16 protein-coding genes are annotated in these 23,229 nt (G+C 45.4%); 7 read left to right on the top strand and 9 right to left on the bottom strand.

The window, feature by feature from the left end; translation table 11 throughout:
• The first annotated feature begins 16 nt into the window (after window positions 1-16).
• From NL644_RS02545 to NL644_RS02535, 3 genes are all read left to right on the top strand, one after another.
• Window positions 17-1,732, top strand: coding sequence for an efflux RND transporter periplasmic adaptor subunit (locus NL644_RS02545; RefSeq protein ID WP_253657944.1), 1,716 nt, complete (start codon window positions 17-19; stop codon window positions 1,730-1,732).
• Between the two features lie 2 nt (window positions 1,733-1,734).
• Window positions 1,735-4,875: an efflux RND transporter permease subunit gene (locus tag NL644_RS02540; protein ID WP_006742108.1), complete on the top strand. Its 3,141-nt coding sequence runs from the start codon at window positions 1,735-1,737 to the stop codon at window positions 4,873-4,875.
• 63 nt (window positions 4,876-4,938) lie between these two features.
• Window positions 4,939-5,520 carry a cupredoxin family protein gene (locus NL644_RS02535; RefSeq protein WP_253657943.1) on the top strand — a complete coding sequence of 194 codons (582 nt, stop codon included), beginning with the start codon at window positions 4,939-4,941 and terminating at the stop codon, window positions 5,518-5,520.
• Between the two features lie 98 nt (window positions 5,521-5,618).
• Here NL644_RS02535 and NL644_RS02530 read toward each other — a convergent pair whose 3' ends face one another.
• Window positions 5,619-6,968, bottom strand: a complete 1,350-nt coding sequence (locus NL644_RS02530) for a ferric reductase-like transmembrane domain-containing protein (RefSeq protein ID WP_253657942.1) — start codon at window positions 6,966-6,968, stop codon at window positions 5,619-5,621.
• Between the two features lie 239 nt (window positions 6,969-7,207).
• Here NL644_RS02530 and blaCARB point away from each other — a divergent pair, with 239 nt between their 5' ends.
• Window positions 7,208-8,059: a CARB family carbenicillin-hydrolyzing class A beta-lactamase gene (gene blaCARB, locus NL644_RS02525; protein ID WP_114322860.1), complete on the top strand. Its 852-nt coding sequence runs from the start codon at window positions 7,208-7,210 to the stop codon at window positions 8,057-8,059.
• A 291-nt stretch (window positions 8,060-8,350) separates the two neighbouring features.
• Window positions 8,351-9,400 (top strand): sensor domain-containing diguanylate cyclase, encoded by a 1,050-nt coding sequence (locus tag NL644_RS02520; RefSeq protein WP_048625291.1) that lies wholly within the window; start codon window positions 8,351-8,353, stop codon window positions 9,398-9,400.
• A gap of 118 nt (window positions 9,401-9,518) precedes the next feature.
• Here the strand turns inward: NL644_RS02520 and NL644_RS02515 are convergent, their stop codons facing one another.
• Window positions 9,519-9,671, bottom strand: coding sequence for a hypothetical protein (locus NL644_RS02515; RefSeq protein ID WP_005375418.1), 153 nt, complete (start codon window positions 9,669-9,671; stop codon window positions 9,519-9,521).
• A 245-nt stretch (window positions 9,672-9,916) separates the two neighbouring features.
• On the opposite strand from NL644_RS02515, the gene speG reads away from it, so the two are divergent.
• Window positions 9,917-10,456, top strand: coding sequence for a spermidine N1-acetyltransferase (gene speG / locus NL644_RS02510; RefSeq protein WP_253658297.1), 540 nt, complete (start codon window positions 9,917-9,919; stop codon window positions 10,454-10,456).
• Window positions 10,457-10,504: 48 nt separating this feature from the next.
• On the opposite strand, the gene NL644_RS02505 is transcribed toward speG, so the two are convergent.
• From NL644_RS02505 to NL644_RS02475, 7 genes are all read right to left on the bottom strand, one after another.
• Window positions 10,505-11,302 carry a hypothetical protein gene (locus tag NL644_RS02505; RefSeq protein ID WP_104970180.1) on the bottom strand — a complete coding sequence of 266 codons (798 nt, stop codon included), beginning with the start codon at window positions 11,300-11,302 and terminating at the stop codon, window positions 10,505-10,507.
• Window positions 11,303-11,477: 175 nt separating this feature from the next.
• Window positions 11,478-12,584, bottom strand: coding sequence for an OmpP1/FadL family transporter (locus NL644_RS02500; RefSeq protein WP_253657941.1), 1,107 nt, complete (start codon window positions 12,582-12,584; stop codon window positions 11,478-11,480).
• Between the two features lie 114 nt (window positions 12,585-12,698).
• Window positions 12,699-15,845 carry an efflux RND transporter permease subunit VmeQ gene (vmeQ, locus tag NL644_RS02495; RefSeq protein WP_253657940.1) on the bottom strand — a complete coding sequence of 1,049 codons (3,147 nt, stop codon included), beginning with the start codon at window positions 15,843-15,845 and terminating at the stop codon, window positions 12,699-12,701.
• A 10-nt stretch (window positions 15,846-15,855) separates the two neighbouring features.
• Window positions 15,856-16,998 (bottom strand): efflux RND transporter periplasmic adaptor subunit VmeP, encoded by a 1,143-nt coding sequence (gene vmeP / locus NL644_RS02490; RefSeq protein ID WP_005391278.1) that lies wholly within the window; start codon window positions 16,996-16,998, stop codon window positions 15,856-15,858.
• A 90-nt stretch (window positions 16,999-17,088) separates the two neighbouring features.
• The gene (locus NL644_RS02485; RefSeq protein WP_005479226.1) at window positions 17,089-17,880 is read right to left on the bottom strand and encodes a hypothetical protein; all 792 of its coding nucleotides are present in this window, start codon (window positions 17,878-17,880) and stop codon (window positions 17,089-17,091) included.
• Window positions 17,881-18,409: 529 nt separating this feature from the next.
• Entirely contained in the window at window positions 18,410-20,569 is a 2,160-nt protein-coding gene (locus NL644_RS02480) for a prolyl oligopeptidase family protein (RefSeq protein ID WP_253657939.1), read from the bottom strand.
• 206 nt (window positions 20,570-20,775) lie between these two features.
• A complete protein-coding gene (locus tag NL644_RS02475) occupies window positions 20,776-22,347 on the bottom strand; it encodes an ATP-binding cassette domain-containing protein (protein WP_253657938.1) in 1,572 nt (523 codons plus the stop codon).
• A gap of 391 nt (window positions 22,348-22,738) precedes the next feature.
• Between NL644_RS02475 and NL644_RS02470 the strand changes: the two genes are divergently transcribed.
• Complete coding sequence (locus tag NL644_RS02470) at window positions 22,739-23,164, top strand: universal stress protein (protein WP_005392539.1); 426 nt, start codon at window positions 22,739-22,741, stop codon at window positions 23,162-23,164.
• Window positions 23,165-23,229 lie beyond the last annotated feature (65 nt).

Raw genomic sequence — 23,229 nt, 5'->3', positions numbered from 1 at the left:
AAATAAGGAATTAGGAATGAGTTCAAATTCAATCAAGATAGCAACCATCGCTCTGCTTGTTGGCGGGGCACTAGGGTTTGGCGTTAATCAGTACCTATCTGGTGCAAACCACGACATGAGCGGCACAGGCGGTAGCGCGGCGAGCAGCTCAAACGAGCCACTCTATTGGGTTGCTCCAATGGATCCAAATTATAAGCGCGACAAACCGGGCAAATCGCCAATGGGCATGGACTTGATCCCAGTGTACGCTGAAGATCTCGCGGGTGAACAAGACAAACCCGGCACGGTAAAAATTGACCCATCAGTTGAAAACAACTTAGGTGTAAAAACTGCTCAAGTCTCTTTAGAGCAACTTTCACCTCGGATTGAAACTGTCGGCTATATCGCGTTTGACGAAAGTCATTTGTGGCAAACCAACGTTCGCGTGGCCGGCTGGGTTGAAAAGCTTTACATCAATGCCGTGGGTGAAAAGGTCAAAAAAGGCGATGTGCTGTTCACGCTGTACTCGCCTGAGCTAGTCAAAGCACAAGAAGAGCTGCTGAACGCCTACCGAACTGGGCGTAATGGCCTGGTGAAAGGCGCGACAGAACGTTTAGTGACACTGGGTGTTGATCGTTCTCAAATCAGAGCCATCACTCAACGCGGGAAAGCATCGCAAACTATTGAAATTAAAGCTCCGGAAGATGGCGTCATCGCGAGTTTGAACGTTCGTGAAGGTGGTTACCTATCCCCTGCTCAAGCGGTAATCAGCGCGGGCCCACTTGAAAACGTATGGGTGGATGCCGAAGTATTTGAGCGCCAAGCTCACTGGATGAAAGCAGGAAGTAGCGCCACTATGACGCTTGATGCTATTCCAGGCAATGAATGGAAGGGGGTTGTCGACTACGTATACCCTATTCTGGATCCTAAAACTCGTACCTTGCGTGTACGCCTCAAGTTCCCTAACCCGAATGGCGATCTTAAACCTAATATGTTTGCCAACATTGCCCTTCAACCAGTCACTGATAACGCAGTTATGACGATTCCTAAGTCTTCCGTTATTCGATCCGGCGGTATGACCCGAGTCGTGTTGTCTGAAGGCGATGGTAAATACCGCTCAACGCGCATCAAAGTTGGGCGTGAAGCCGACGACAAAATCGAGGTGCTACAAGGTCTGTCTCAAGATGATCGCATCGTAACCTCTGCACACTTTATGTTGGATTCGGAATCGAGCCAAACGGCTGATCTATCCCGTATTTCATCACCTACTGAAGCCAAAGTAGAAACAGTTTGGGCTAAGGGTGAAATCACCGATGTGATGAAAGATCACCGTATGTTGACCATTAATCATCAGCCCGTAGCAGAGTGGGATTGGCCGGGTATGGTCATGAACTTTACCCTCGCAGATGACGTTGATGTGGGCACTCTGCAAAAAGGCCAAGCTATCGAGTTTGAAATTCAGAAAACAGAGTCCGGTCAATATGAAGTCGTTGACTACAAAGCCGATGACAGCGTTGTCGTGACTGACGTATGGATTACCGGAGATATCAGCATGTTGATGGCGGATTTTGGGATGATAACTCTCAACCACCTCCCAGTTGCAGAATGGAACTGGGAGGCAGGAGAGATGAACTTCTCTGTGGGTGATGAAGTGGATCTATCCGGATTCAAAGAAGGTCAGAAAGTCCGATTTCTAGTTGAAAAACAAGGAGCTGACTACGTCTTGAAGCAACTTGAAGCGGTTGAGGGCTAACTATGATTGGAGCAATAATCCGCTGGTCGATCAAAAACCGTTTCATGGTTTTGATCGCTACCTTAGCGCTTGTTTTAACCGGACTTTACAGTGTAAAGAATACACCTGTAGACGCCATTCCGGATCTTTCTGATGTTCAAGTGATCATCAAAACAAGCTACCCAGGCCAAGCACCTCAAGTGGTGGAAGATCAAGTTACTTATCCGCTAACCACCGCGATGCTCGCCGTACCGGGTGCAGAAACCGTTCGTGGTTATTCATTCTTTGGTGACTCATATGTTTATATCATTTTTAACGATGATACCGACATGTATTGGGCACGTTCGCGCGTTTTAGAGTACCTAAGCCAAGTAGCACCTAAATTACCACCGAGTGCAAAACCGACATTAGGACCAGATGCAACGGGTGTGGGCTGGGTCTACAGCTATGTACTGCAAGATAAAACTGGCAACCATGATCTTGCTGATCTACGCAGTATGCAAGACTGGTTCTTGAAATATGAGCTGCAAACCGTCGATGGCGTCTCTGAAGTCGCAACCGTTGGCGGTATGGTGAAGCAATATCAAGTTCAGATTGACCCAGCTAAGCTACGTGCTTACAACCTGACACTGCAACAAGTGAACATGGCGATCCAAAACGGCAATCAGGAAACGGGCGCCTCTGTTGTTGAAGTAGCAGAAGCGGAACATATGGTTCGCACTACAGGTTACCTAACGAGTATTGAGGATATTGAATCACTCCCGCTCAAAGTGACAGAGAAAGGTACACCGCTCTTATTGGGCGACATTGCTGACATCAACTTAGGTCCGCAAATGCGTCGCGGCATCTCTGAGCTTAACGGCGAAGGTGAAGCGGTTGGTGGCGTTATTGTCATGCGATTCGGCGAAAACGCGAGTGAAGTCATCAGCAAAGTAAAAGACAAACTTGAAGATTTACAGCGTAGCTTACCGGATGGTGTAGAAATCGTTCCTACTTACGATCGCTCCACGCTGATTAACGCTGCCGTAGAAAACTTATGGAAGAAATTGGCGGAAGAATTCATCGTCGTGGCGATTGTTTGTGCCCTCTTCCTATTTCACATCCGTTCATCTTTGGTTATAGCGCTGAGTTTGCCCGTCGGTATTTTATCCGCGTTTATCGTCATGCACTCTCAAGGCATTAATGCCAACATCATGTCGCTCGGGGGGATTGCCATCGCCATCGGTGCAATGGTGGATGGTGCCATCGTAATGATAGAAAACGTCCACAAGCATATTGAACGAACGCCTCTCACGGATAAGAACCGCTGGCAAGTGATTGGCAAAGCCGCTGAAGAAGTGGGCGCGCCCCTGTTCTTCTCACTGCTTATCATCACGTTAAGCTTTGTGCCAGTATTTGCACTGGAAGGTCAAGAAGGCAAGATGTTCTCCCCTCTCGCCTTTACTAAAACTTATGCAATGGCCGCAGCGGCAGGTTTGGCAATTACCCTCGTACCTGTGCTCATGGGTTATTTCATCCGTGGCAACGTATTACCAGAGCATAAGAATCCAGTAAATAGAGGCTTAATTGCGCTGTATCGCCCGTTGCTGAATACCAGCCTCAAGTATCCTAAGAGTATGATCGTTATCGCTTTAGGTCTAATGGCGTCAGCTTACTATCCAACCAGTCAACTGGGTAGCGAGTTCATCCCACCATTGGATGAAGGCGACTTGATGTACATGCCGACTACGTATCCGGGAATCTCGATTGGTAAAGCACGTGAACTAGTTCAGCAAACCAACAAGCTGATCAAAACCGTACCGGAAGTCAAAACGGTTTGGGGCAAGATTGGCCGTGCAGAAACGGCTACCGACCCTGCGCCACTCACTATGATTGAAACTGTTATTCAGCTAAAACCCCACGATCAATGGCGTGAAGGCGTGACGACAGAGTCGTTACGCAAAGAGTTCGATGAACTGATTCAGTTTCCGGGACTCACCAACGCTTGGGTAATGCCAATCAAAACGCGTATCGACATGCTAGCGACCGGTATTAAAACGCCAATTGGGATCAAGATTGCAGGCCCAGACCTGAAAGAGATCGAAAAAATTGGTGCTCAGCTGGAACCTATTCTTAATAGCGTTCACGGCACCTCATCTGTATATGCCGAGCGTGTCGCGGGTGGCCGTTACGTAACAATCGACATTAAACGCCGCGCTGCTGCGAGATATGGCTTAAGCATCAAAGACGTTCAGCAAGTCATCTCAACCGCTGTTGGGGGTATGAATGTTGGAGAAACCATTGAAGGCTTGGAACGCTACCCGATTAACGTTCGCTACCCGCAAGACTACCGTGACTCGGTTGTTAAACTGCAAAACCTACCACTGGTAACCCCCAACGGCGCACGCATCGCACTCGCAGACGTGGCAGATATTCGTTATGAAGATGGCCCACCGATGATCAAAACCGAAAACGCGCGTCCAAACGGTTGGGTTTTCGTGGATATCGAAGGTCGTGACCTAGGCTCATACGTCGTGGAAGCACAACAAGTAGTAGCAGATCAACTTGAATTACCTGCGGGTTATTCGCTGGCTTGGTCAGGTCAGTACGAATACATGGAACGCGCCAAAGACCGCTTAAGTGTCGTAGTACCAATCACTATTGCGATCATCATGATGCTACTTTACTTCAGCTTTCGCCGTGTAGGTGAGGTGCTGATCATCATGCTGACGCTGCCTTTAGCAATGGTTGGTGGCTTATGGCTGATGCATTATCTGAACTACAACTTCTCTATTGCCGTGGGGGTTGGGTTTATCGCCCTCGCCGGCGTTGCGGTGGAGATAGGCGTCATCATGCTGGTGTATCTCAACCAAGCGTGGCACCACCGAAAACTGGATGCAGAAGAGAAACAACGACCGCTTCAAGCACGGGATCTTACAGACGCAATTCGCGAAGGCGCTGGCTTGCGTGTGCGACCTGTCATGATGACCGTATTAACGGTAATCATTGGTCTTATTCCAATCATGTACGGCGAGGGGACAGGCTCTGAAGTGATGCAACGCATCGCTGCACCGATGATTGGTGGCATGGCCTCTGCCCTGCTGTTAACGCTGCTTGTGTTACCTGCCATCTTCAAGCTGTGGAAACAGCGTGAAGTGAAATCAACTCAACACCAAGATAAATAACAACGAGCGCCATTATTCAGAGAGTAATGGCGCGATAGCTCATTGATAGTAAAGGAAATCAACATGAAAAAGACTCTTATCACTCTTGCTCTAACCATGGTATCGGGTGGCGTATTTGCTCAAATGGATAACTCAAACATGAACCACGACAACATGGAGCATGGTCAAATGGATCACGGTTCCATGAACATGGATAATATGCCGATGGATCATGGAAAAATGGACCACGGTAAAATGGATCATTCTGGTATGAGCGGCATGCCGGGCATGTCAGCGGTTGGTATGCCTGCAAATGGCGCAAAACCAGACAAAGTCGTTCATGTACTCTTAACGGATGATATGCAAATTACATTCAAAAAAGACGTGACAATTGAACCGGATGATGTGGTTCAATTTGTGGTAATGAATACTGGCAAAATCAATCACGAATTTACCATTGGCTCAGCAGAAGAACAGCTTAAACACCGTGAAATGATGAAAACCATGTCTGGCGATCACATGCATGACTCCGGCAATGCGGTCACTGTTGAACCAGGCAAAGCGAAACAACTCCTGTGGCACTTCCATGGCGATAAAAATGTAGAGTTCGCGTGTAATATCCCCGGACATGCAGAGGCCGGCATGGTCAAAAAAGTGGAACTGTAGTGAGACCGGATTAACGCATTAACACGGTTCATAGACGTTAAATGTAAATACAAAAGGAGCTAATATCAGCTCCTTTTTATTTCGCCCCAAATGCTAGATTATCGCATCACAAACAGCTCTTCATGATAGTGATGTTCTGTATCAAAACGATATGCCTCTAACTCTTTTTTCAGGGTTCGAGAGAATACCTCCGGTCCACAGAAATACAACTCATAACGCGATAAGTCGCCGCATTCCCTCGCAATTCGTTCAACATTAAGTCGAGGTGAAACCGCAGTATCTATCACGTTCAGTTTCACTTGTGCCTGACGCGCGGCATTCCACAGTTCATCCACTAAATGACTATCTAAGCCACGTGTGCAATAAAACAAATGTACTGGCGGATGTCTTTTTAGCGTTTTCAATGAAGATAAGATGGCAAAGAACGACGCTATTCCGACACCACCAGCAATCCAAACTTGCGGCTTGTTGACATCAAACTCTAAACGTCCATATGGCCCTTCAACAACAACCTCATTACCCGCTTTCACGCGCTGGTACAAATTGGTCGTGAAATCGCCTAGCTCTTTGATCAAAAAACGGACCTCTGGATCGTGCTCACCTGAAACAATCGTAAACGGATGTGGATCTTCATTACCAAAACGAACGTAAGCAAACTGTCCTGCTTTGTGCCCTTGCCAAGGTTTTCCTTGACCGTTATTGCTTGGCGCCAAAACCAGCTCCATCACGCGCGCTTGAGGGAAGTAGCGAGTCGACACCACTTTGGCTGGATAGCGGTTCGCTCGCCCGACAAAACCGAACAAGCTGTAAGTGGCAGCCGCAGAGCCCATCAATGCAAAACCTAAAGCGACAAAATGAATGGGATCGCCCCAGTATGCATGCTTTATCAATAAGACCGAATGCAAGGCAACCATCAAATACACCACAGCCATTAAGCGATGGGATAACTTAAACGGTTTGTATTTAACAACAGTCCAGAGTGACACTACCAGCAATGCCAATAACAAATAAAAGCCCCACTCACCTAAATCCAAACCTACATCACGCAGTTCTTTAACCCATAACTCCAAACCAACGAAGTTATTGCCCGATGGCCCTGCTCCAGTGTGTTTTAGTGGTTTTTCCAACCAACCAGCAGCAACGAGCCACTTCGGCACTTTATACATAAGCCAATGGATCACCCCCAAACTGACACCTGTTATGCCTAGCCACTTGTGCACTCGATATGCCTTGTCCATACCATGAACCCATTGCTCTATCACAGGTAAGCGCAGCGCCAGCACCATCGCAATAGACATCAAAGCTAACGACAAAACACCAGAATATTGAATAAGCGCGGAGCGCCATTGGAAGAATTGGGTCGAGGACAGCAGTTGCGGTTCACTCATCCACCACAACACAGACACGGCGGCAATTATCATCCATACAAAATTTCGTATAGTTTTCATGAGCATCACTCTCAAATTGACGACAACTCTAGTTTAGTTTTTCTAGCGTAATGCAACGTCAATATTCGTAAAGTTGAGTAAACCCACCATATACCTAAGGTCAATAACAAGCTTGGAGGTATTGCGCAGAATCCTACAAAAAATCGACATGGATTTAACAGTGGTTAGAGTATTCGCTCGTTATAGTTTGCGTAACATCGCCACAGTGCGAACCAAAACCAAAATGAAGAACACGACGCATGAAAAAGTTATTTTTGTTGGCTGGGCTAATGGTTTGCTCAACCCTAAGTTACGCTTCCCAACTGAATGAAGACATTTCTCTCATCGAACAACAAACCTCAAGCAGAGTTGGGGTCTCGGTTTGGGATACGCAAACCGATGAGCGCTGGGATTACCGTGGCGATGAACGCTTCCCACTCATGAGCACATTCAAAACCTTGGCTTGCGCCACAATGCTAAGCGATATGGACAGCGGTAAGCTAAGTAAAAATGCGACCGCGAAAGTCGATGAGCGCAGCATCGTTGTGTGGTCTCCAGTGATGGACAAACTCGCAGGCCAAAACACACGCGTAGAACACGCTTGTGAAGCCGCGATGTTGATGAGTGATAATACTGCTGCCAACTTAGTATTGAATGAAATCGGCGGTCCTAAGGCCGTGACAATGTTTCTGCGAACTATTGGTGATAAAGCGACGCGCCTAGATAGATTAGAACCACGTTTAAACGAAGCGACACCGGGAGACAACCGCGACACAACCACACCTAACGCCATAGTAAACACTCTGCGAACCCTGATTGAAGGAGAAACGTTGTCTTACGAGTCTCGCGTGCAATTAAAAATCTGGATGCAGGACAACAAGGTTTCAGACTCGTTAATGCGTTCAGTATTACCAACAGGTTGGTCTATCGCCGACCGCTCTGGTGCGGGTGGTCACGGTTCGCGCGGTATTAACGCAATCATATGGAAGGAAAACCATCGTCCTGTTTACATTAGTATCTATGTCACGGAAACCGAGCTATCACTTCAAGCCAGAGACCAGCTCATCGCGCAAATCAGTCAGTTGATTTTACAGAAATACAAAGATAATTAATTCACTGCTTACGTATTTACTTTCCTAAGTTCACCCTCTTTGCCCTTCTCTTCCCTGAAGGGCTTTTCATTCTTTGGTTCTACCTCAAAAACACCCCTTATTGAGTAATGACTTACTTATAAATAGGTATAACATTTATTCATTTAGGCGTGAGTTAACGCCCACATTAAGCAATTGAACACACATAGATAGCGATAAATAAACCATAATCTTACGTAGAAACGCATTTTTCTTGAAAATAGCTTCGTGTAACTTATTGTTGGTATTTGCAACATCGCAAGGAGATGTCTATTGAGACTTGAAAGAACTTTTAACCCTGATGACTTATCGATGCAGAATATGGAAAGTCCGATCTGTATGCCGATAGGGTTTGTTCACTTTTTAGCTCAATCGGAAACATTGCAGCAGGTGCTTGATACGGTCGCAGAATGGATAAATCGTATATTCAATTCCGACCGCGCGAGTATCACGCTTTATGAAAATGATGATCATCTAAAGGTCTACTCTTTCTCTGGTAATAAAGCGATTCCGGCTGAATTCTTGGTACCTATTCACCGAGCTTTTGTTGGCCGAGTGTTCAAAAAGCAACAACTGATGATCTGTGACGATGTCACTCAATCTGATGAGGTCGATTGTGTGATGCTGGCATCCAATGGCATGGGGACGTGTATGGATGCACCTTTAATGCACGGTAAAGTCTGTTTGGGCACGCTTAATGTTGCACATCATCAAACGCACACTTATACAAACGAACAAGCGGCACAGCTTCAGTGCATTGCTAACTGGATTGCTTTAAACATTGCTCTTCATATACAAATTATGAAAATGGAGCATCTTGCCACAACGGATGATCTGACTGGCATTCCAAACCGCAGAGAATTCATGCGACAAATCGAAAGCCGCCTGAATGAATACCGCACCCAAGGCATTGACTTCCATGTTGCTATTCTAGATTTAGACAACTTTAAAAGCCTTAATGATCGGTTTGGTCATGATGCTGGCGATAAATCGCTGATCCATGCAGTCAACACCATTCAAAGTCATCTACTTGACTGTGACTTACTTGCCAGAGTTGGCGGTGAAGAGTTTGCCATCGTACTAAGAAGCCGCTCATCGCAAGAAGCCCTAAACACATTAGAAACGATTCGCAATGCGTTAGAAACTACGACGATTCAACACTCAGGTCGTGATATGAGCTTTACCGCTAGTATTGGTGTAACTCAAGTCTGTAGCTTGGATGACTCGTTTGAACCACTCGTAAAACGCGCCGACTTAGCCCTTTACAAAGCCAAAGAAACCGGTAGAAACCGTGTTGAGGTTCATAAAACAGAAGAAAACTAGAAAAGAGAGTGATAAAAAAGGTAGCGACTTGTTGCGCTACCTTTTATAAATTCTAACCCGCCTAAAATAAGTAATACGAACTTTAAGCCAGTTTAGAAATAAGAGTGAGCAAATTTAATTATGCTTTCTTAAGATCTTTAGCTGGGTAAGTTAGCGTTTTCTCGCCTGCTTTTACGTGTGTGTAAAAACCGCCACTGCTTAAACCTGTAACAACCATTTCGCCAAGATCGATACCTTTAGTCGCTACTACTACGTCACCGATTGAAAACATATTGAATACCTTGTTTATTTAGATTAAGACACTAAGTCGTTGCGCGGTATTTAATATGATATTAGGCAAACCACCTAATCGAATTTTTTATCGTAAAGATTAATTTTTATTTGGCGTGAACTCTAAGTTTCCATATTGAAAAAACCACAATATTTCCCAAAAACAGATGCGCTATTCTTGTTAAATACGTTAAGATTTTCTAGCATCAATTGCGGAGGTTTACTCCGCCTCATTGGAGATAAATGATGAAGAAAGGCCTAAAAATGCGTGCACTAGAACGCTCTGATTTGCGCTTTATTCACGAACTAAATAACAACCGAAATATCATGGCCTACTGGTTCGAAGAGCCCTATGAATCTTATGATGAGCTCGAAGAACTGTACCGAAAACATATACATGATGACGCAGAAAGACGCTTTGTGGTTGAAGATGAAGACGGCATAGTGATTGGATTGGTCGAACTTATTGAGATCAACTACATTCACCGAAGCGCTGAGTTTCAGATAATCATCGCCCCAGAGCATCAAGGACGAGGTTATGCGACAGAGATGATTAATCGTGCATTGGATTACTCCTTCTCGATTCTTAATCTACGTAAAATATACTTATTGGTCGCAGTGTATAATGAAGTCGCTATTCATTTATATAAGAAATGTGGTTTTATTGAAGAAGGCCATTTAGTAGAAGAATACTTTATTAACGGAGCCTATAGCGATGTTAAGCGTATGTATATATTAAAACACCAATATCAGAAAAAGATCGAAGAAAAGAACGCGATTCACTAATTTATTCCATCAAAGTAAAAACGCAGCCATCGTTGCTGCGTTTTCAATTTACTCAAATTGATATTGGTAAGATAATGCGACGCGCCTATCTGCCTCATCTAAATACGTGTTGTTGTCCATGACAAACGTCATTACGTTAAACGAGTGACGTTTATTCACGAGATAACCAAGGCCGATACCACCAAAGAAGCCTTTGTAGTTCTCCCCTTCACTGTTTTCTGAGCCGTAAGTGCCTGCTGCGAAGCTGATTAACGTCAGCTCTTTGGTAAACGATTTCAGCGCAAATGCACCAACGTAACCGCTGCTGCCAGAAGAGCTCATCATATTGAAGCCATTCTCTGCACTTGGAGTGCCCGTAAAGTTAGGCTCGCTACAGTGGCTACTTTCTGCACCGTCACAAACAGGAACATCACCAGTGTTGTACGTGTAGCCTGCCATTGGGAAAATTTGGAAGCCTGCTGGCTCAATCCCGAAATAACTTAGCGGCATAAAGGTACCAACGCTGTAGTTGGTTTGATCCGCGCCGTTTACGTATTCATTTTTACCGAAGTTGAAGTTCACGATACCGACCGGAAACAACCACGAGCCACCAATACGCCACTCGCTCGCATCATCATTGATACGCAGGTTAATTTTGCGCGCTTGGTCAAGCGCAAGTGAGCCCGAGAATGAGATGTTTTGATCATCAAAATCGTAGTTGTTTGCGTACGACGCGCCAAATTTCGTAATGACTTTTGTTGGGTCATCCGCCAACTTGTTTTTATTGTCTTTTACTCGGTGCTCGGCACCATGAGCCAGCGTACTGACCAACAAAGTCGTACACACTAACGCTAGTTTATTTTTCATTTTTAGTCCTTTGAGATGTTGAATACCCGCACTTAGCCGCGCAGATACTTTTTAAATCATCACTCACTGGGTGTGACAGAAGCGCCCTAACTACCTTAGATAGCGTGACAGCATCCAGTGCAGGTAGTTAGGGTAGAATGGCCTGTAAGGAAGGCGTTTTAGCGATTAGGAATGATTAGTTTTTCCAGTTGTAGCTCATGCTCATGAAGTACAGAGCAGGCTCATCAAAGCCAGCTTGTAAGCTTGGCGTTTCTGACGATTCCATCAAGACCGCTTCAAACGCGAAACCAATTGAGTTTTCTGAATCCAATGTGTAATCAATGCCTGTACCAATGCGGTACGCCTTGCCAGTAGGAACGGTAATATCACCGTTTGATTGGCTCTCATACATGCTGGTATCGAATGCAAAACCTGCATTCCACATCATTTTTTCATTCAGTTTGTACTGAGTACCCAATGCGATTTGGTAAGTGTCTTGTGTCTCTACGTTCAGCGTGGTTGTGTATTCGCTCCAGTCTTGCCAGTTCACGTTCCACATCACCGCTAGGTCATCATTCACTTCGTGGTAAGCACTGAAGATCAGTTGTTGCGGAGCAATGGAGTTGCTATTGTCGAATTCAAATTCGGTTTCAGAAGAGTAAGACAGACCAAGACGAGTGCCTGGTGTTGCCTCATAAAGCACACCTACTCGGCCGTTGACTTGAGTATCTTGGTCTTCGTCTAAGTATTTTTTATGCAAGCCAGAGCTAGCCAACGTCCCTTCAGCTTCTACTTCATACATACCGTACTGAATGCCAAGCGCCGCACCCACAGACCAGTGATCATTGATGCGGTAAGAAGCGGAAGGTTGAATGGTCAAGGCTTGTGTCGTTGCTGTAGGAATATCTAAATGATTACCCAAAAGACCTTCGTACTCGAGACCAAGGCCGTAGTTGCCATATAAACCAATACCCAGCGTCCATTTGTCGTTCACTTGTTGGCTGTAAAATGCCGACGCCATAGGAACAAAACCAATCACGTTGCCAGCATCGCCAGTCATCGTGTCTAGTTGCGCGTCACCGTAAAGGCCAATCAGGTTACCAGAGAAAGATTTACCAGAAACATTCGCCAGACCAGCCGGGTTTGCTGCCATTACTGAGGCATCTTGCGCACGAGCCGCCATACCAGCGGATGCCAAACCAATATCCGATGCTGTAGTTTCGTAAAGGTATAACCCACCCGCTTGCGCAGCAGCACACGTCAGTAGAGAGCTCGCAACGACGATTTTTGAAAGATTTTTCATGCTAAAACCTATTATTGTTTGGGGAACCCACGCTGCGACGGTGGTTGTATATCAATGAAAGGCATTGGCCAATCGCATACAGCGTGGGGGTGTTGTAGAGTCAGTCAGTTGAAATCAGCGTAATTGCTCGCTCACCTCAAGTTCAGTGGGTTTCTTTCGCTTAAACTTCTCGCGCAGAGATTGCATCATCACGAAGAACACCGGCGTCAGCAACGTGCCTACAAACGTAGAGAGAATCATGCCGCCGAATACCGCAAAGCCCAGTGAGTGACGAGATGCCGCACCAGCACCCGATGCAATCACCAACGGGAATACCCCCCAGATGAAGGCGAACGCAGTCATCTGTACTGCTCGGAAACGGATTCGAGCAGCTTCTTTGGCAGCATCAATGATGGATAAGCCCTTTTCTTCTCGCAGAACTTTGGCAAATTCCACGATAAGAATCGCCACTTTGGCGGACATACCGATCAAGATGACCACACCAATCTGCACGTACAAATCGAACGGTTGTCCCACCAGCAGTAGCGTGCCCATTGCGCCGAGAATCGCGACTGGAACCGCCATCATTACCGCAGCTGGAATGGTCCAACTTTCGTACTGAGCCACTAAGAACAAGTAGGTGAACAGCAAAGACAATGCGAACGCGATTGGCGCCATGTTGCCTGCTTTCATCTCTTGGTAAGTCATGCCTGACCACTCGTACGAGTAACCACTTGGCAAAGATTCTGCAGCCAGTTTTTCAATGGCTTTTACAACATCACCCGAACTGTAACCTGGCGCTGGCGCACCGTTCACAGTTGCAGAACTGAACATGTTGTAGTTCGATAAGGTATCAGGGCCGAAGATCGGCTTCACTTTCACTAGCGTTGCCAGTGACACCATTTTTCCAGAGCTTGAACGAGCAAACAGATGGTCGATGTCGTCGATGTTGTCACGGTATTGCTCTTCTGCTTGCACTTTGACTTGGTACGAACGACCAAACAAGTTGAAGTCAGAAATGTAGGCGCCACCCAACTGTGCTTGCAGTGTGCTGAAGATTTCATTCAACGGTACGCCCATCGAAATCGCTTTATCGCGGTCAATATCGATGTAACGTTGCGGAATATTCGCACGGAAAATCGAGAACGCACGCGCCACTTCAGGCAGTTGATTGATTTGGCCAACAAAATCAGCGGTTGTTTTTGCCAACTCTTGTGGAGAACGGCCCAAGTTGTCCTGCAGCACAAGGTTGAAACCATCCACCGCACCCATACCTTTGATTGCCGGCGTCGCGAAAACGAACGAAGCGGCATCTGGCGTTGAGTTCAGCATTTGGTTAACTTTATTCATCAATGCGCGTTGGTGTAGCTCAGGGTCTTTACGTTTGCTCCAGTTATCCAGTTTGATGATCAACATGCCCGAGTTTGGAATCGACGCCATGTTAATTACCGAGAAGCCCGCAACCGAAACCACGTTCTCCACACCTTCCATCTGTTTTAGCTCATCAACGTACTTCTTCATTAATGGTGCAGTACGCTGCAATGCTGCTGCGTCTGGCAAACGCATTTCGACCATGAACACGCCTTTATCTTCGTTTGGTACGAAAGAAGAAGGTACGGTCATGAACGCAAATGCCAGCACCGCAATAAGCGCGCCATAAACACCGATACTCAGCACAATGCGGCGGCTCAAGAAGCCAACTAAACCTTGGTATTTGCGCGTTATTGCTTCAAAACCTCGGTTAAACGCACGCAAAGGCGCAATAGGTTGTGAGTGAGTTGATTTCAACATCAACGCACAAAGCGCTGGCGTTAACGTTAATGCGTTGATCGCAGAGATCAGCACCGACACACAGATGGTGACCGCGAACTGGTTGAACATCCGACCAGAAATACCCGGCAATAGCGCAACCGGTACGAATACCGCCAACAAAATAAGCGTTGTTGCCAATACTGGCCCCGTCACTTCCTTCATAGCTTGGATCGTGGCCGGAATCGGGTCTAAATGCTCTTCATGGATAACCCGCTCCACGTTCTCCACCACGATGTTCGCATCGTCCACCACGATACCGATGGCGAGGATCAAGCCAAACAACGAGATGGTGTTAATGGTCATGCCCATCACGCCCATGATTGCGAACGTCGCAATGATGGAAACCGGAATCGCTAAGGTTGGAATGATGGTCGCTCGCCAGTTCTGCAAGAAAACGTACACAACGAAGGTTACAAGAAGTACCGCAATCACCAGCGTCTCGTACACTTCATCAATCGATGTCTCTACGTATTCGGTAGAGTCATACGCGATGTCGTAGACCAAATCATCTGGGAACGATTTCTCGTACTCTTTCATGGCCTCTTTCACGCGTTCCATCACGTCTAGCGCGTTCGCTGTCGGCAACTGGTACAAGGCCAGAACGGCGGCTGGTTCGTTATTCATACGACCATCAGCTTCGTAACCTTGTGCGCCAACTTCCACACGAGCCACATCTTTCAAGCGAATCAAAGAACCTTTCTTGCTCGCGCGGATGATGATGTTCTCGAACTCTTCCGCAGAAGTAAGGCGGCCTTTGGTTTGCAAAACATATTGATATTGCTGGTCACCCGGAGCTGGCATACCACCGATCTTACCCGCCGCCACTTGGATGTTTTGCGTTTTAATTGCACCAATAACATCGCTAGCAGAAAGCTTCAAGGTGGCCAGTTTATTTGGGTTCAACCAAATACGCATTGAGTAGTCTTTCTTACCCAGCAGCGTAATGTCACTCATACCTTCGATACGTTTTAGACGCTCAACGATATTGAGATCCGCGTAGTTAGAAAGGTAGATACTGTCGTAAGACTGTTTCGGGGAACGCAGTGTGATAACGCCTAGCATGTCGGAAGATTTCTTCTTAACCGTCACACCGATTTGGTTTACTTCTTGTGGTAGAGACGACGTCGCCTGTGCCACCAAGTTGTTCACACGAACCTGCGCCATATCGCCATCTGCGCCCACTCGGAAGTAAATACGCAATGTGTATGAGCCATCGTTACCAATCACAGAAGACATGTAAATCATGTCTTCAACGCCGTTGACTTTGGCTTCTATCGGTTGTGCTACCGTCTTTTTAACCACGTCCGCGTTTGCACCCGGATACATGGTGCTCACCGTAATTACCGTTGGAGAGATTTGAGGATACTCAGAAATTGGCAAGACTTTCAGGGCGATCATACCCATCAATGTCATCGCCAGTGAGATCACCAAAGCAAACTTCGGCCGGTGAATGAAAAATTTACTTAACATCAGTACTCACTCAGCCTTGTTCACTCTGTAGTTCAACGTCTTTCACTGTTGCACCCGGACGCACTTTTTGTAGACCATTGACGATGACTTTTTCGTTAGCCGCCAAGCCAGTCAGCACAGCACGTTTCACACCGTAGGTCTGACCGAGTTCAACGTTACGACGTGACACCACGTGATCATCACCAACCACCATGACGTAGTCACCCGCTTGGTCTTGCTGAACAGCCGCCGATGGGATAAGCAAACCATCAATGGTTTTGTTGCGCAGCTTGATGGTCAAGTTGCCATATTCACCCGGCATAAGCGCGTAAGTTGGGTTATCGAATTGTGCTTCTGCTCGAATTGAGCCTGTTTCTAAATCGATCTTGTTGCCAACGGCGTAGATCTTGCCATCAAGTGGATACAATGAACCGTCTGAAAGCGTCAGTGTTAAATCAACATCCAGTTTGTCATCGTTACGATGAGCCACATCAATGGCACTTCTTACGCGGCGGTAGAGCTTCTCATCCACATCAAAGCCAAAGCGAATTGGGTCGATTTGAGTGATCGAAACAAGAGGAACGAGTTGAATTTTCGAAATACGGTCACCCACTCGGAAGTTGCTGAAACCCACGCGGCCAGAGAAAGGAGCACGCACAGAGCTAAACTCAAGATCGAGCCTTGCTGAAACCAGCGTCGCTTTCGCCTCTTCTACAGAAGCAATCGCTGCAGCGTGCGCGGCAATGGCGTCATCGTATTGCTGCTCACTGATGCTTTTATCTTTGATGAGTTTCTTCACACGTTCTGCATCACGCGTAGTTTGAACGAGTTGCGCTTTTGCTTTTTGCAACGACGCTTTTGCATACGCCAGTGCCGCTTTGTAAGGACGGTCGTCGATTTCAAACAGCAATTGGCCTTTTTCGACCATATCGCCATCTTTAAAATGAATCGCGGTTAATTCGCCACCGACTCGAGGCATAATATCAACGTCATTTACCGCTTCAGTTCGACCGATAAAAGTATGATAAGGAGTGATTTTTGTTTCGGTTAGGGTAACGGTTTCAACAGAGGGTGCTTGGGCAGTTTTCGTTGCGATATCGCCAGTTTTGCATCCTGATAGTAATGCAGAAGATATAGCAATAGATACCAACGCAAATTTATATTTGGCTTTCATGATAAACCTACTTTATGTAGAAAGTGCTTTGGCCTAAACATTTAAATATATGGATAAACACACTTTCTATTCTGGAAATAAACGAGTGAGTTAGAATTGGTAGTTAAATTCGATACGGTGATCACCATCACCGAAATTAACGTGCTCATTCCAGTTTGCAAAGTAACGAATATTTGCGCGAGGATTAATTTGATAAGACAACGCAAACTCATGAGTTAAGATATTATCTTCACCCGCGTAATAAGTATCTTTATATTGACTAGACCCTGACAATGTATGCATATACATTGGGTTGTAGTTAATCCAGATTTTATCGGTTAATTCAATTTTTGAGTACATACCGACAACGGTGAAAGTACCTGGAATTTCGTAACCTTTGTCATCACCACTAAAATCATTAGCAATAGTGACACCCGCACCAGCTAAAGGAAATAGCTGCAACATACCAAACTTAGGTAGACCTTGAATAAAGCTATAAGATGCATCTAATTTATCGTTATCAACATCGTAGTTTACATCCAATTGACGGCCTAGACCTTTTGCGACTTCTACTTGGAAATTACGTAGTCGGAAAGAGTCAATGCTGTCATCAACATTGGCATACATTGGATCGTCATTGTCGCGAATGCCAAATAGCTCACCACCAATGCCTTTCATTTCGATGATGTTCATCGCCATGGTGCCAGGCTGGCTAGATTGGTAAGTTTGACCGATTTTGATGTTCGCGCCTTTGTCAGTAATACCAAAGCCCGCTTGGGTGTAAACCGCAAGTGGGTCAGACATATCTTGTAGTTCTTCGTCATTATTTGTCTGAGCATAAGCAGAAGACGCGAGTTGAAGGGCTGCAGCCATGATAACAACAGACGGTTTCACTAAATTCATAAAACTGTATCCATTTTAATGATTATAAAATTATTCACGTCATGAGGTCATCATAAATAGCAAGCAACACAACTCACTTTGGATAATATAAATTATCAAAGCAAATTTAATAATGACGAAACATTAGACGTTTTAATTAAAATAAAATAAAGCGTCGTAAAAGTTCAATCACTGCTACTTATATCTTATATAACTTGAAATTTGGTAAGCTTTACGAAAAAGGGAATATTAAAACTTATGAAAATTCAATTATCATTAGAACAAATGATTAATTAAATTTACCATATAAATAAGGAGTGCAATGGTGTTAGGTGATCGCGATCAAGTTTTATTTGTATCTTATATTACTCTTCAGGTAAAGAAGAGAGTTGTAATAAATTACAAATACCTTAATTTAATTAGCCTTGCAGTCAATTTAGAATAGTTACTCCACAATAAATTGAAAGGGAATCACACTCTGTGATTCCCTTTTATTTTTGAGTGCAAAAGCACCGATGCATTTCGTGAACTAAAACGCAAACGATTCGCACTATTGCAGTTTCTCTATCCCCATATTGAACAGTGCAAAGCTATAAATATCTGCATTTGTCTCAATTATTTTACGCGCTGGTGTGCCAGCACCATGTCCTGCATTGGTTTCGATGCGAATCAAGGTCGGATTTGAACCCGCCTGTTTTGACTGCAACTCAGCAGCAAATTTGTAAGAGTGAGCAGGAACAACACGATCATCATGATCACCCGTTGTAATCAATGTTGCTGGGTATTCCACCCCCGCTTTTACATTGTGCACTGGCGAATAACCTTTCAGATATTGGAACATCTCTTTACTTTGCTCTGCCGTACCGTAGTCATACGCCCAACCAGCACCTGCGGTAAAAGTATGATAACGCAGCATGTCCAGTACGCCGACTGCTGGCAGCGCCACTTTAAACAGCTCTGGACGTTGCGTCATAACTGCCCCCACTAACAAGCCACCATTCGATCCACCGTTAATGGCTAACTTGTTTGATGACGTTACCTTTTCATCAATTAGGTATTCAGCCGCCGCAATAAAGTCATCAAACACATTTTGCTTTTGCATTTGAATGCCAGCGTTGTGCCACTCTTTACCATACTCCCCACCGCCACGAATGTTCGCTACCGCGTAAACACCACCAAGCTCCAGCCAAGCCGCACGTGTCGGGCTAAAAGATGGTGTGAGGCTAATGTTGAAACCACCATAACCATATAGGATGGTTGGTGCACTGCCGTCCATCGGTGTCCCTTTTTTATAGGTGATGATCATCGGCACTTTTGTTCCGTCTTTTGAGGTGTAAAACACCTGACGAGATTCATACAAAGCTGGATCAAATGGCGCTTTAGATTTGTAGTACACCTCGCTATCACCATCTTTGATGTTCAGACGATACGTAGTGCTTGGCATCTTGTAGTTGGTGAAAGAATAGTAGACTTCGGTTTCTTCTTTTTTACCTGAAAAACCGTACGCACTACCAATATCAGGCAATTTGATTTCTCGGATGAGTTTGCCGTTCATGTCGTATTGCTTCACCATCGAGATCGCATCAACAATATAGCTCGCAAACAAGTTGCCACCCGCGGTAGAAACACGTAACACGTTCTTTGTTTCAGGAATCAAATCTTTCCAGTTTTTGGGCTGCGGCTGACTCGTATCCACCGTCACGACACGTTTGTTCGGCGCATTAAGGTTCGTAACCAAGTACAGTTTCGTGCCTTGGTTGTCTATTACCCAAGTATCAGAGCTGGTGTTATCTAAAATGGTTTTAAGCGGGCTGTTTGGCTTACTCAGATCTTTAAAGAACAGTTTGTTACCCGATGTCGATACGCTGGCTGAGATAAACAAGTAGCGTTCATCATCCGACGTATAGCCGCCAACATAACGGTATTTCTCTTCCTCAAAGCCGCCGAAAATCAGCTGGTCTTCACTTTGCTTCGTTTCAAGTTTATGAAAGTAGAGCTTGTGTTGATCTGTCTTCGCGGAGAGTTCACTCCCCTGTGGCTTGTCATAACTTGAGTAATAGAAACCTTGATTGCCGAGCCAACTGATGCCGCTGAACTTAATATCCACCAGCGTTTCACCGACTGGCTTTTTGGTTTCTGTGTCTAACACAATGACTTTGCGCCAATCGCTACCGCCTTCCGAAATGCTGTATGCGACCAAAGAACCGTCTCGTGAAAAACTCACTCCCGCTAACGATGTGGTGCCATCCTCACTAAAAGTATTTGGATCGAGGAAAATTTCTGCTTCACCATCACCTAGCTGCCGATAAAGCACATCTTGGTTTTGTAAACCGTCATTTTTGTAGAAATAAGTGAACTTACCCTCTTTGAACGGTTGGCTTTGCTTTTCGTAGTCCATGAGCTTAGTGATGCGCTCTTCAATCTGCTCGCGGTAAGGGATTTTCGACAGATAATCAAACGTCACTGCATTTTGTGCCTTCACCCATTCTGCGGTTTCTGGGCTGAGATCGTCTTCCAACCAACGATAAGGATCACTCACTTTTGTACCAAAGTAGTCATCGACAACATTCACTTTTTGTGTGGTTGGGTACGTGATGGCTTTCGGGGTTACCTGTTCAACCGACGATTGCGCCGCTTCATTTGCATGCGCCACAGACAACACACTTCCGAGTGCGAGAGCCGTTGCGAGTGCTAAGGTGTTCTTTTTCATGAAATTCCTTTTTATTTTTCTGTTGTCTTTTTGTGCAATACATCAGAACTCTACGATATATCGACAAAATGAATCTAATTTCATTAAACGAGTTGTGAAAGCCATCCTAACTCCCTCATTTCCTGCGAATTCTACATATCGGTAAGTGGAAGTGTAGAGCTTAGGAACAACGCTGAAGAGCTACGATGGCGTTTACTCTCTTTCGTTTAATTCAGTTCGATTTGACGCAAAACCCCAGACTCAGAAGCGAAATCTTGGTCGTGACTAATCAGAACAAATCCACCTTTGTATGCATTGAACGCCTGACTAAGCATTATTTTTGACTCGAGATCGAGATGGTTATCTGGTTCATCAAGCAGCAGCAAAGGCTGGGAGTGTTGATGGCTGACGATCAGCATTGCGAGCTTCATTTTCTCGCCACCGCTTAGTACGCATCCCAACCGAAACACAGCGTCTCGACGAAAACCGATCCCCGCCAGTAAGGTTCTCGCTTCACTTTCCGTCATCTCTTGGCAGGTCTCGATTACGTTCTCAAGTAACGAAAGATTTGGATTCACTGCGCCAAAGTGTTGGTCGAGATAATACAAGGGAGTATTCACTTGCAGCTCACCACTGAGCAACGACAACTCGCCAAGCAACGTCTTTAACAAGGTTGACTTTCCGCAGCCATTTTTCCCTTTGAGATGGACTTTATCGTTCGCAAAAATCTGCAAAGTGATAGGAGTAGAATCCCCAAAAGGCAATATACCTTCTTGTATCGACAACACTTTTCTCGAACGGTTCGGATTATCTGCAAGATAAAGCTTTTGCGCTTTGAGCTGCTCATGTCGCGATTGCAACGCCCGCTCTTTGGCTTGTAAATGCACTTGTCTGAGTTGCTCATTCTTATTGCGATTTGAGGCGCTGGCGGTCGCGCTATCCTTTTTGCCATCAAGCAAAATTTTGGGCTGACTGCCGTCTTTGCGCAGTTTGTTCCCTTGCGCGGCGCGTTGGTCTGCTTTTTCGCGATTTTTCTGGGCTTGCTCAGCTAACCGTTTTTTCTGTTTATCGACCTGCGCTAACTGCCTTTCGACCGCTTGTAGCTCAGTGCGTTTTTGCTCGGCATACACATCGTAATTTCCACCAAAAACCTGTAAGCCTAGGCCCGAGATTTCCCAAATTTCCTCCATTGCTCGCAGCAGCTCACGATCGTGACTTATGAGTAAAATCGCGCCACCGAAATGCCTCATAGACTCTATCAACCATTGTTTCGCCTCGGTATCGAGGTGATTGGATGGCTCATCGAGAATCAAAAGTTCCGTTTCGTTTTCAAACAACTGCCATAACTGCAAACGCGCCAACTGACCACCACTGAGCCGAGCACATGAGAAATCAGGGTCTTGCGGCAAGCCCATCGCAGCAAGCTGCTGTTTGAGTTTCAGTTCAATATCCCACTGTTCGCCAACCAGTTCGAACCAATGCTCAGAAACATCACCTTGTTCAATCTGCTTTAAAGCATGCAAGACCGAGTCTGTTCCCAGAAACTGGGCGATCGATTGCTGACCTGAAAGCAAATCAGACGGCTGCTGGCGATACATCATGAAAGAAGAGGGAGAAGTCACAACACCGCTGGCAGGTTGAGTTTCGCCCGCCAAAATGGAAGCCAAAAGCGACTTACCGATGCCATTGCGCCCAACCAAACCAACACGTCGTTTAGTCATGGAACAAGAAATAGACTGGAATAGCGTCTCGCCATTATCAAACTGATGGCTAACATTAAAAGCTTGTAAAACTGGCATAATTTGCCTCCTGTATGACAGGGACAACAGCCGTAGCTATGATTTGAGATTGAAACAAAACGCGTGCACAAACGCATTAAGCTTTATGTACAGCTCGACGATAAACGTCAAATCAAAAAGTCGTCTTGTTGCAAAGAAATATCGGAAAGTGAGCTACGCCTACTAACCCTGCAGATCCAAAAAATAAGTAAAAATATGGATAACAGGTTTAGTTCTTCATGTGGGCGTAATCTCCTAGAGAAATGATTTGCGAAGTTTAGCGGGTTTTCTGACTAAAAAGCAAGCAGCATTATTTATCAAAACTTTGAACGATTTCGAGATCTTATCTACACAAATTTTGCCCAAGCCATACTATGCTTACAGTAAAGCTAATCCACATAAGGGCGTGGTAATGAAATACAAACATATCCTTGTTGCACTCGAACTGTCCGATGAGAGCACTGTTCTGATCGACAGAGCCGTAGCGATGGCTAACTATCTCGACTCCGATATTTCATTCATCCATATTGATGGAACTCACGGGGAAATTTATCGTGAGCTCGTAGACATTAAAGAGAACCCAGACCAAAGGCCGCTGAATGAGCACTCTATGGAATGTTTGAGAACATTCAGTGAGTACATGGATTATCCACTCAAACACTTCTTCGTGGGTACTGGTGATTTAGCCGATAAGCTCGAAATTACCATCAAAGAGCAAGAAGTGGACTTGTTGATTTGTGGACATCATCAAGATTTCTGGAGCAAAATCATTTCCTACTCAAGACATCTTATCAACAAGTCACCAGTCGATATTTTAGTCGTTCCTATTCATGATTAATTAAAATTTGACGCTTGCCAAAACCACCAACTTATTTGGTGGTTTTTTATTGATATTGAAACAGC

The organism is Vibrio sp. Y10_XG_PY6 (assembly GCF_024181795.1).
In the GTDB taxonomy this organism is placed as follows: Bacteria; Pseudomonadota; Gammaproteobacteria; order Enterobacterales; family Vibrionaceae; genus Vibrio; species Vibrio diabolicus.
The sequence above is the reverse complement of the archived record's forward strand: the minus strand, read 5'-3'. Positions and strand labels throughout refer to the sequence as shown.

Excerpts from the sequence above, each read along its gene's own strand:
- NL644_RS02535 (WP_253657943.1), top strand. The coding sequence starts at position 4,939 with ATGAAAAAGACTCTTATCACTCTTGCTCTAACCATGGTATCGGGTGGC.
- speG (WP_253658297.1), top strand. The coding sequence starts at position 9,917 with ATGAAGAAAGGCCTAAAAATGCGTGCACTAGAACGCTCTGATTTGCGC.
- vmeP (WP_005391278.1), bottom strand. The coding sequence starts at position 16,998 with ATGAAAGCCAAATATAAATTTGCGTTGGTATCTATTGCTATATCTTCT.
- NL644_RS02470 (WP_005392539.1), top strand. The coding sequence starts at position 22,739 with ATGAAATACAAACATATCCTTGTTGCACTCGAACTGTCCGATGAGAGC.
- NL644_RS02485 (WP_005479226.1), bottom strand. The coding sequence starts at position 17,880 with ATGAATTTAGTGAAACCGTCTGTTGTTATCATGGCTGCAGCCCTTCAA.
- NL644_RS02545 (WP_253657944.1), top strand. The coding sequence starts at position 17 with ATGAGTTCAAATTCAATCAAGATAGCAACCATCGCTCTGCTTGTTGGC.
- NL644_RS02475 (WP_253657938.1), bottom strand. The coding sequence starts at position 22,347 with ATGCCAGTTTTACAAGCTTTTAATGTTAGCCATCAGTTTGATAATGGC.
- NL644_RS02505 (WP_104970180.1), bottom strand. The coding sequence starts at position 11,302 with ATGAAAAATAAACTAGCGTTAGTGTGTACGACTTTGTTGGTCAGTACG.
- NL644_RS02540 (WP_006742108.1), top strand. The coding sequence starts at position 1,735 with ATGATTGGAGCAATAATCCGCTGGTCGATCAAAAACCGTTTCATGGTT.
- NL644_RS02530 (WP_253657942.1), bottom strand. The coding sequence starts at position 6,968 with ATGAAAACTATACGAAATTTTGTATGGATGATAATTGCCGCCGTGTCT.
- NL644_RS02480 (WP_253657939.1), bottom strand. The coding sequence starts at position 20,569 with ATGAAAAAGAACACCTTAGCACTCGCAACGGCTCTCGCACTCGGAAGT.
- vmeQ (WP_253657940.1), bottom strand. The coding sequence starts at position 15,845 with ATGTTAAGTAAATTTTTCATTCACCGGCCGAAGTTTGCTTTGGTGATC.
- NL644_RS02515 (WP_005375418.1), bottom strand. The coding sequence starts at position 9,671 with ATGTTTTCAATCGGTGACGTAGTAGTAGCGACTAAAGGTATCGATCTT.
- blaCARB (WP_114322860.1), top strand. The coding sequence starts at position 7,208 with ATGAAAAAGTTATTTTTGTTGGCTGGGCTAATGGTTTGCTCAACCCTA.
- NL644_RS02500 (WP_253657941.1), bottom strand. The coding sequence starts at position 12,584 with ATGAAAAATCTTTCAAAAATCGTCGTTGCGAGCTCTCTACTGACGTGT.